Source organism: Streptomyces lushanensis (genome assembly GCF_001700515.1).
Classification (GTDB): Bacteria; Actinomycetota; Actinomycetes; order Streptomycetales; family Streptomycetaceae; genus Streptomyces; species Streptomyces lushanensis.
On the sequence record NZ_MAUD01000262.1, the window covers coordinates 1 to 9,068 of the forward strand.

General features: G+C 70.5%; 6 protein-coding genes. 4 read left to right on the forward strand and 2 right to left on the reverse strand.

The features are described 5' to 3' along the window. Nucleotides 1-107: 107 nt before the first annotated feature. Together manB and BFF77_RS21270 are read right to left on the reverse strand one after the other, a co-directional pair. The gene (gene manB / locus BFF77_RS21265; RefSeq protein WP_066952333.1) at nucleotides 108-1,190 is read right to left on the reverse strand and encodes a mannose-1-phosphate guanylyltransferase; all 1,083 of its coding nucleotides are present in this window, start codon (nucleotides 1,188-1,190) and stop codon (nucleotides 108-110) included. Nucleotides 1,191-1,323: 133 nt separating this feature from the next. Then, a complete protein-coding gene (locus tag BFF77_RS21270; RefSeq protein ID WP_066952335.1) occupies nucleotides 1,324-2,712 on the reverse strand; it encodes a peptidoglycan recognition protein family protein in 1,389 nt (462 codons plus the stop codon). Between the two features lie 127 nt (nucleotides 2,713-2,839). On the opposite strand from BFF77_RS21270, the gene BFF77_RS21275 reads away from it, so the two are divergent. The 4 genes from BFF77_RS21275 to BFF77_RS21290 all read left to right on the forward strand — a co-directional run. Continuing rightward, nucleotides 2,840-3,598, forward strand: coding sequence for a TIGR03089 family protein (locus BFF77_RS21275; protein WP_066952337.1), 759 nt, complete (start codon nucleotides 2,840-2,842; stop codon nucleotides 3,596-3,598). A 222-nt stretch (nucleotides 3,599-3,820) separates the two neighbouring features. Next, nucleotides 3,821-5,140, forward strand: a complete 1,320-nt coding sequence (locus BFF77_RS21280) for an LCP family protein (protein WP_066952339.1) — start codon at nucleotides 3,821-3,823, stop codon at nucleotides 5,138-5,140. Between the two features lie 220 nt (nucleotides 5,141-5,360). Beyond that, nucleotides 5,361-7,211, forward strand: coding sequence for an LCP family protein (locus BFF77_RS21285; RefSeq protein ID WP_066952341.1), 1,851 nt, complete (start codon nucleotides 5,361-5,363; stop codon nucleotides 7,209-7,211). A gap of 369 nt (nucleotides 7,212-7,580) precedes the next feature. Then, a partial coding sequence (locus BFF77_RS21290; RefSeq protein ID WP_079125357.1) for an LCP family protein occupies nucleotides 7,581-9,068 on the forward strand: 1,488 nt, incomplete at its 3' end.

The window sequence follows — 9,068 nt, forward strand, 5'->3', positions numbered from 1 at the left end:
CCCCTCCCGTATCCCTCGCCCTCTGGTCGCTCCCGTGTCCCTCCTGCCCCTCCTGCTCTTCACGTCGCTCGTGTCCTCGCCGGACCGGGAACGGTCTTCGACCGGGACTACTGGTCCGACGAGAATCTCACCGTCGCCGGCGGGAGCGTCGTGTCGCACCACACGCGGACGCCGTCCCGCAGTTCGTTGTCGGCCCCGACCACCGCGCCGTCGCCGATCACCGCGCCCGAGAGGACCGAGCGCGCGCCCACGCGGGCGTTCGCGCCGATGAGCGAGTGGGTGATCAGGGCGCCCGGTTCGACGACCGCGTCCGGCAGCACCGCGGTGGCGGCGAGACGGGCTCCCGCGCCGATCACCGCGCCGGCGCCGATCACCGTACCGGCGGTGAGTTTGGCGTCGGGGGCCACGGAGGCCGTCGGGAGGATCAGCCGTTCGCCGCAGCGGCCGGGAAGCGCCGGGGACGCGACGCGGCCCAGCACCAGGTCGGCGGAGCCGCGGACGAAGGCCTGGGGGGTGCCCAGGTCCAGCCAGTACGTACGGTCGGCCATGCCCTGGAGGTGCGCGCCGGCGGCCAGCAGATCGGGAAAGGTCTCCCGTTCGACCGAGACGGGGCGCCCTCGCGGTATGGAGTCGATCACCGAGCGCCGGAACACATACGCGCCCGCGTTGATCTGGTCCGTGACGATCTCCTCCGGCGTCTGCGGCTTCTCCAGGAACGCCGTGACCCGCCCGTCCTCGTCCGTCGGCACCAGGCCGTAGGCTCTCGGGTCCTCGACGCGGGTGAGGTGGAGGGAGACGTCGGCGCCCGTCCGCGTGTGGACGCCGACCAGTGCGCGGACGTCCAGGCCCGTCAGGATGTCGCCGTTGAAGACCAGTACGGGCTCGTCGGGCCCGGAGCGCAGCCGGGAGGCGGCGTTCCTGATGGCTCCGCCCGTCCCGAGCGGCTCGCGCTCGGTCACGTACTCCAGCTCCAGTCCGAACGCCGACCCGTCACCGAAGTACGGTTCGAAGACCTCGGCCAGATACGACGTCGCCAGGACCATGTGCGCGACGCCCGCCGCCCGAGCGCGGGCCAGTTGGTGTGCCAGGAACGGGACGCCCGCCGCGGGCACCATCGGTTTGGGCGTGCGCACCGTGAGCGGCCGGAGCCGGGTGCCCTTGCCGCCGACCAGGAGGATCGCTTCTGTCACCGTGTCGTCTCCGCTTCCCGCTCGGGCCGGCGTTTCCGTGTGCTGTGTCGTACGCCGTGTACGCCGTGACGCACGTCGTACACGTTCATGGATACCTGCGTGGGAACCCGGAACCGCCCAGTGTTCGTCCCGGTCAGCGGCCCTGGTAACGCGCCGCCGTGGCCCGGGTGGTGCCGAGCTTCCCGTAGAGCCTGGTTCCTGGGCAGTCGGTGTTGAACCCGTCCCGGTGTCCTGAGATGGCGCGGAGACCGACCTTGGTTCCCTTCTTGTACTTGCCGTTCCCACTGGAGATCAGCGTGACCTTCCCGCGCGGATCGACCCGGTGCAGACCGAGCTTCCACGCGGTGAGCCTGGCGACCGCGGTCGTGGCGGCGACCGACGGATTCGTACCGCCGTACGTTCCCAGCACCGCGATGCCCATCGTGTTCGCGTTGAGACCGAGTGTGTGGGCGCCCTTGACGGGTTTCGTCACGCCTCCCGCGCGCCCTTCGTAGATGTTTCCGCACTTGTCGACGGCGAAGTTGTATCCGATGTCGCGCCAACCGCTGCTCTTGACGTGGTAGCGGTAGACGGCGCGCAGGACGGCGGCCGACTGCCGGCAGCCGTAGTTGTTTCCCGTGGCGCTGTGATGGACGAAGGCCGCGGTGAGCGTCCTGCTGTAGCCGAACCGTCTCTCGCGCAGCGACTCGTCCGCTCCCCAGCCGCCGCGGGTGACGATGCGCGGGCGCGGTCCGATGTACGGCCTCGCGGCCCGCGGACCGGCACGGCCCGCTTCGGCACGGCCCGCGCCGGTGGGGCCCGCTCCGGTCCGCGCCCTGGACAGGGCGGGGAGCGCGGTGGCGCGGCGACCGGCGGGACCCGCCGGGTCCTTCCCCGGATCGACCAGCTCCAGGCTCAGCCCGTGCGGCAGCGGCTCCCGGGGCGCTCCCTCCGCGCCCGGTCCCGCGCCGCCGTGCTCCCGCGTACCCGGCTCCCGCGCCGCCCGTACGCGGATCTCCACGCCGTCCGAGTCGCCGACCCAGAGCGGTGCGGTGGAGCCGCGCACACCCGCCGCGTCGCGCTCCGTCGTACCGGGATCGGCGCCGTGTTCCCGGTTGTGGGTGTCCAGGGCCTGCCAGCCGGACCAGCCGTGCGTCTTCCTGGCGCGCGTACGGACCTGGACCGTGCCGTGGAGTTCGGCCTCGGCGTCGTCCCAGACGACACCGAGCAGCGAGAAGGGCCGGACGTCACGGCTGGTCAGCCCTTGTGCCGCGCCCTCCTCCGGGCGGGCGCCGGACGCCCGGTCCGAGGCGAGGGCGGTCAGGGCGAGGGACTGGGTAGAGCCGGACACGGCACGTACGGCGGACACCGCGGGGGACCCCTCGGCACGCGAGGCGCGCGTGCCCGCCCCGGCGGCAGCCGCTCCGGCGTCCTGTGGAGCGGCGACCCGTGGCGCGGCGAGGGCGCTGGTCGGCGGTGACAGCGGGAGGACCAGCGCGGCGGTGCACACCGCTCCGATCGAAGACGCAAGGTAGGCACGCATGTGCCGATCCTGGGCGCGGCCCGCCGGACCCGCCCGCCGGGAAAACTGACGGTGTGTCGGTCCAACCGGTGGACGCCTTCACCGGTACGGCGGTGGCCGCCCGGCCCCGCGGCGTACTCTTTCCCGGATGAACGCCACCCCTCGCACCGCCGCCGACCTGCTGCGATCCGCTCTCGCCACGGATCCCGCCCGCCCTTTGGTCACCTTCTACGACGACGCCACCGGTGAACGCGTCGAATTGTCCGTGGCCACGTTCGCCAATTGGGTGTCCAAGACCGCGAACCTGCTCCAGGGCGATCTCGCCGCGGCACCCGGCGACCGGCTCGCGCTGCTGCTGCCCGCGCACTGGCAGAGCGCGGTGTGGCTGCTCGCCTGTTCCTCGGTCGGTGTGACCGTCGACATCGGCGGCGATCCGGCCGCGGCCGATCTGGTCGTCAGCGGGCCCGATCCCGAGACGCTCGACGCGGCGCGCGCGTGCGGCGGCGAGCGTGTGGCGCTGGCACTGCGCCCGCTGGGCGGCCGGTTCCCGCGGCCTCCGCAGGGCTTTGTCGACTACGCGGTCGAGGTGCCCGGCCAGGGCGACCGTTTCGCGCCGTACGCGCCGGTGGACCCGGACGCGCCCGCGCTCGCCGTCGACGGTACGGAGCTGACGTCGGCCCAACTCGTGGCGCGGGCGCGGAAGGACGCCGAGGAGCGCGGACTCGCCGCGGGCTCCCGGCTGCTGTCGAACCTCTCGTACGACAGCTGGGAAGGGCTGTCGGCCGGGCTGTTCGCGCCCCTCGCGGCAAGCGGATCCGTCGTACTGTGCCGGCATCTGGACAGGCTGCCGGCCGACGGGCTCGAAAAGCGTGTCCAGAGCGAGCGGGTGACGCACCGCGCACGGTGAGGACACTCGGAGCCACCACCGCCGTGGCTCCGGCGGCCCGCGCACCGCGTCGTCATCACCACTGAACGTCCCTGTAACACACACCGTCACCGCGCCGTACAGGATCGGCGACACCTGCGATTCACAGCAATTCACAGCGACGTACAGCACAACCAAGCGCGGTGTTCGCCCGTCTACCCCAGCAACCGGCGGCGGCCCAGTGCGCCGCCGACGGCTTGAAGGATGGACGCAGACGTGACCGACAGTGCTGGCAGCACGCCGGCAGAACCGGCCGACACCGACAACCGGGTCAGCGACGACAACGATGCCGGAGCCGTCCCATCGGACGCCAACCGCAGGCGCGGCTGGCTGCGTTGGACCGCGCTCGGCACCTCCGTCGTGGTGCTCGCCGTCGCCGGTGCGGGCTGGTGGTTCTACAAGAAGCTCGACGGCAACATCACCACCGACACCTCCGCCGCCGCCGAGTTGCGTACGTACGAGAAGGAGCGTCCCACCCCGATCGTGCTCGACGCGAAGAACATCCTTCTCATCGGTTCCGACAGCCGCTCGGGCAAGGGCAACGACAAGTACGGGCGCGACGACAGCGGTTCACAGCGCTCCGACACCACGATCCTGCTGCATCTCGCCGCGGACCGGCAGAGCGCGACCGCCGTCTCCATACCCCGCGACCTGATGGTCGACATCCCGAGCTGCCGCAAGCCGGACGGCACCCGCACCACTGCCCGGTTCGCGCAGTTCAACTGGGCGTTCCAGTTCGGTGGCACGGCGTGCACGGTCCGTACGATCGAGAAGCTCACCGGTATCCGTGTCGATCACCACATGGTGGTCGACTTCAACGGTTTCAAGGGCATAGTGGACGCGGTCGACGGCGTCGACGTCTGTCTCAAGGAGCCGGTCGACGACATACAGGCGCATCTCGAACTGCCCGCCGGTACCCAGACCCTCGACGGTGAGCAGGCCCTCGGTTTCGTACGCGCACGTCATGGCATCGGCGACGGAAGCGACACCCAGCGCATGGAACGGCAGCAGCGGTTCCTCGGCGCCCTGTTCAAGAAGGTGCGGAGCAATGGGGTCCTGCTGAATCCGACCCGGCTCTACCCGGTGCTGGACGCGGCGACGAAGTCCATCACCACCGATCCGGGCCTGGACTCGCTGACCGATCTCTACGACCTGGCGCGCTCGATGCAGAGCGTGCCGGTGGAGAACGTGCGGTTCATGACCGTTCCCCGGCAGCCGTACAGGGTGGACCGGAACCGCGACGAACTCGTCCAGCCCGACGCGGACCGTCTCTTCGAGCGGCTGCGCGAGGACGGACCGGTCTCCGTGAAGGAACCGGACGGCTCCGACGCCGGCCCCACCGCCGGAGCGAGCACCACCGCCGGTTCGACGCCGGACGCTTCGGCATCGGCCGGTTCGACGCCGGACGGTTCGGCTCCCACCGGTTCGGCTCCCACCGCGGGACCGACCGCGACCGCCGGTACGACACCGAACCCCGGGCCCACTTTCGAGGGTTCAAACGCCGCGGCAGGCCTGTGTGAGTAAAGCAATAATCAAACAAAGACCTTCAGTCCATGCGGATTGAGCAGATTGCCCGCTTGTAAGCGTCGTGGAATTTGTCACTGGCGTCGTTCGACGCTGAACTGTGCGGATAGTGTGACGCGATCCGGTGCATCGGACCGCGAGGCCCTGCACTGCTGGATCGATAGACCGAGCGCCTTGGGGGAGGCGCCTCGCGTGGCACCGACGGAGGATTCAAGCAACCGTGGATGCGCAAAGCCGTGGACAGGCGGACGAGATCGACCCCGCCGACCAGTGGGTCCTCAACCCGCAGACCGGCAACTACGAACTGCGACTGGACCACTCCACAGGGCAGCCGCCCTCCTCCCGGCCACGAGGCGCCGGCAGACGGGGCGCTCCGGAACGGGGCGCCCGCAGAACAGCCGCGCCCCGGGACGGCGCCGCGCGTACGGCCTCCGAAGGCCGGCCGCCGGGGCCGCGTACCGAGACGCCCGAGCCGCGTTCCGAGACGCCCAGGCCGCGTTCCGAGGAGACGGGGACGCGTGCCGAGAGGCCGCGCGCCGACGTGCCCGGGCAGCGCAGCCGCCGCGCGGGCAAGGGCCCGGCGGCCGACACCTCGCCCGCCGCGGCCGGCCGCCGCAAGCGCAAGGCGAAGAAGTCGGGCAAGAAGAAGGCTCTGGTGTGGACGGGCGGCGCGGTGGCGTTCGTGCTCGTCGCCGGTTCCGTCGGCGCGTACGCCTACTACCAGCACCTCAACGGCAACATCGCGAAGATCGACATCGGGAGCGCGGGCAGCGGCGGTTTCAAGAAGGACCAGGCCATCAACATACTGGTGATCGGTACGGACAAACGGACCGGCGCCGGCAACGAGGGCTACGGAGACGCGGGCAGTGTCGGCCACGCCGACACCAATCTGCTGTTCCACGTCTCCAAGGACCGGACGAACGCGACGGTGCTCTCCATCCCGCGTGACCTGATCACGGACATCCCCGACTGCGAGACGAAGACGGCGGAGGGCACCAAGCTCATCCCCGGCACCCCGCAGACCCGGTTCAACAGCAGCCTCGGCCAGGACGGCCGGGACCCCGGCTGCACGATGCGTACGGTCAAGGAACTGACCGGACTCACGGTCGACCACTTCATGATGGCCGACTTCAACGCGGTCAAGACGCTGTCCACCGCGGTCGGCGGTGTCAAGGTGTGTGTGGCCAAGGACGTCGACGACCCCAAGTCGCATCTCAAGCTCCCCAAGGGTGAGCACATCATCCAGGGCGAGCAGGCCCTCGCCTTCGTCCGTACGCGGCACGCGTTCGGCAATGAGAGCGACCTCAGCCGGATCGAGACGCAGCAGCAGTTCCTCAGCTCGATGATCCGGCAGATGAAGTCCGGCGACACCCTCACGAACCCCCAGAAACTGTTCAGCCTGGCGGAGGCCGCGACCAAGGCGCTCACCGTCGACACCGGCATCGGCAGCATCAACAAGCTCAGCGACCTCGCCAAGGAACTGGCCAAGGTCGACGCCAAGAACATCACCTTCACCACACTGCCGGTGGTCGACAACCCGACGGAGGTCGTCAAGGCCACGGTCGTGGTCAACGAGGCCAAGGCGAAGCCGCTGTTCGCGATGATGCGGAGCGACACCTCGCTCACCGAGGTGAAGCAGAAGGAGAAGGCGGCCAAGAGCAAGCAGGAGGCACTGCTCAAGGGTCCCAAGGCGGCGCCGGAGGACGTACGCGTCGACGTCTACAACGGCGGCGGTCCGCAGGGCTCCGCGCAGGAGACCCTGGCCTGGCTCCAGAACGAAGAGGGCGTACCGAGGTCCACCAACAAGGGCAATTCCCCGGGGGCGGATCTGCCCAGGACGACCCTGGAGTACGCGCCGAACCAGGCCGACCAGGCGCGTGCCCTCGCGGACATGATGGGGCTGCCCGCGGCGGCCCTGAAGCCGGGCACGGAGGACGCCGAGGGGCTGGAAGCGATGACGCTGACGCTCGGGGCGGACTTCAAGGGCGCGGGGGTGCCCATCACCGGACCGGCAAAGGCGCCGGAGGGTGTGCAGAAGGTGGAAGCCGACAAGCAGGTCTGCGCCAAGTGACGCCGGAACTCCGGCTCATACGGACGATCTGACGAGGGGGGTCTGGTGCGTCAGAGCAGTGTGAGACGGGAAGGGGCGGACGAACACATACCGCACCCTCGTGAGTTGGGCTGGGACGACAGCCTCTACGAGGACGCCGCCGCCGGCGCCGACGGCACCGGCGGCACGGACGGCACCGGCGCCGCCGGCACGGAGGGCGACGCGGCGGCTCCGCCGGGCCCGGGTGACGGCGGCCTCCCTGCCGGGCCCGGCACCCAGGAGAGCGACGGCGGCGGAGCGGCCCCGGGCGGAACAGCCCCGAACGCCACAGCCCCGGGCGGGAAGGCCCTGGCCCCCGAGTCCCAGCCCGCCGAGAGCCCCTCCACCGAGATCCCTCGCAAGGCCGACCGGACCGGCAGGAGCAAGGGCAAGGGCAAGGACGGACGAGGTGGCGAGGGCGGTGGCAGCGGCGCCACGGCCTCACGCCGCCGCGCGAAACGCGGTCCCTGGCGCGTACTCCGCTGGGTCGCCGCCGGGCTCGCGCTGCTGCTGCTCGGCACGGCCGGCGCCGGCTATCTCTACTACCGGCATCTCAACGGCAACATCCGCAGCGGCGACCGCAGCGGCGGCTCCACCGGTCTCGCCAAGCCCGACGCGAACGCGGCGGGCCAGACCCCGCTGAACATCCTGGTGATCGGCTCCGACAGCCGCGCCAAGGCGGAGAACGTCAAGCTGGGCGGCAGCAAGGACACCGCGGGCAACCCGCCCCTGGCGGATGTGCAGATGCTGCTCCATGTCTCCGCCGACCGCAAGAACGCCTCGGTCGTGAGCATCCCGCGTGATACGCGCGTCGACATCCCCGAGTGCAAGGACGCCAAGACCGGCAAGGTCTTCCCGGCGACCAACGCCATCATCAACGAGACACTGGCGCGCGGCGGCGCCGGCTGCACCCTGAGCACCTGGGAGAAGCTGACCGGTGTCTACATCGACCACTGGATGACGATCGACTTCTCCGGTGTGGTGAGCATGGCCGACGCGATAGGCGGCGTCGAGGTCTGTGTCGAGGACAACGTCTGGGACCGCCCGCTGCCCGGCGTTCCCGGCGGCTCCGGACTCAAGCTGACGGCGGGCCCGCACCACATCCAGGGCGAACAGGCCCTCCAGTGGCTGCGCACCCGCCACGCCTTCGAGAGCGACCTCGGCCGGGCCAGGGCCCAGCACATGTACATGAACTCGATGATCCGTGAGCTGAAGTCGCAGAACGTCTTCACCGACACCATGCGGCTGACCGGTCTGGCGGAGGCGGCGACCAAGTCGCTGGAGGTGTCCGAGGAGATCGGTACGGTCAAGAAGCTGTACAGCCTGGCCATGCAGCTCAAGAGCGTGCCGACCAACCGCATCACGATGACGACCATGCCCTCGGTCGCGGATCCGCAGAACGGGAACCATCTCGTACCCAAGGAGCCCGACGCCGACCAGGTCTGGAGGATGCTCCGCGAGGACGTGGCCTTCGACTCCAACGGCGGCAAGGCCGAGGCTGGGAAGAGCAGGAAGCCGGCCGAACCCGTCTCCAAGGACCCGGCGGCCGAGCCCGCCGAGATCGGCGTGATCGTACGCAACGGCACCGGTGGCGGGGCGCGGAGCGACACCGCGCTCCGCTCCCCGCCACCGGTGCCGTTGCGTACGATCACGCCGATCTCGGCGGGCTCGGCCGCCGGGTCCTTGGAGACGGGTTCGGCCGGCTTCCTGCTCTTCCCAGCCTCGGCCTTGCCGCCGTTGGAGTCGAAGGCCACGTCCTCGCGGAGCATCCTCCAGACCTGGTCGGCGTCGGGCTCCTTGGGTACGAGATGGTTCCCGTTCTGCGGATCCGCGACCGAG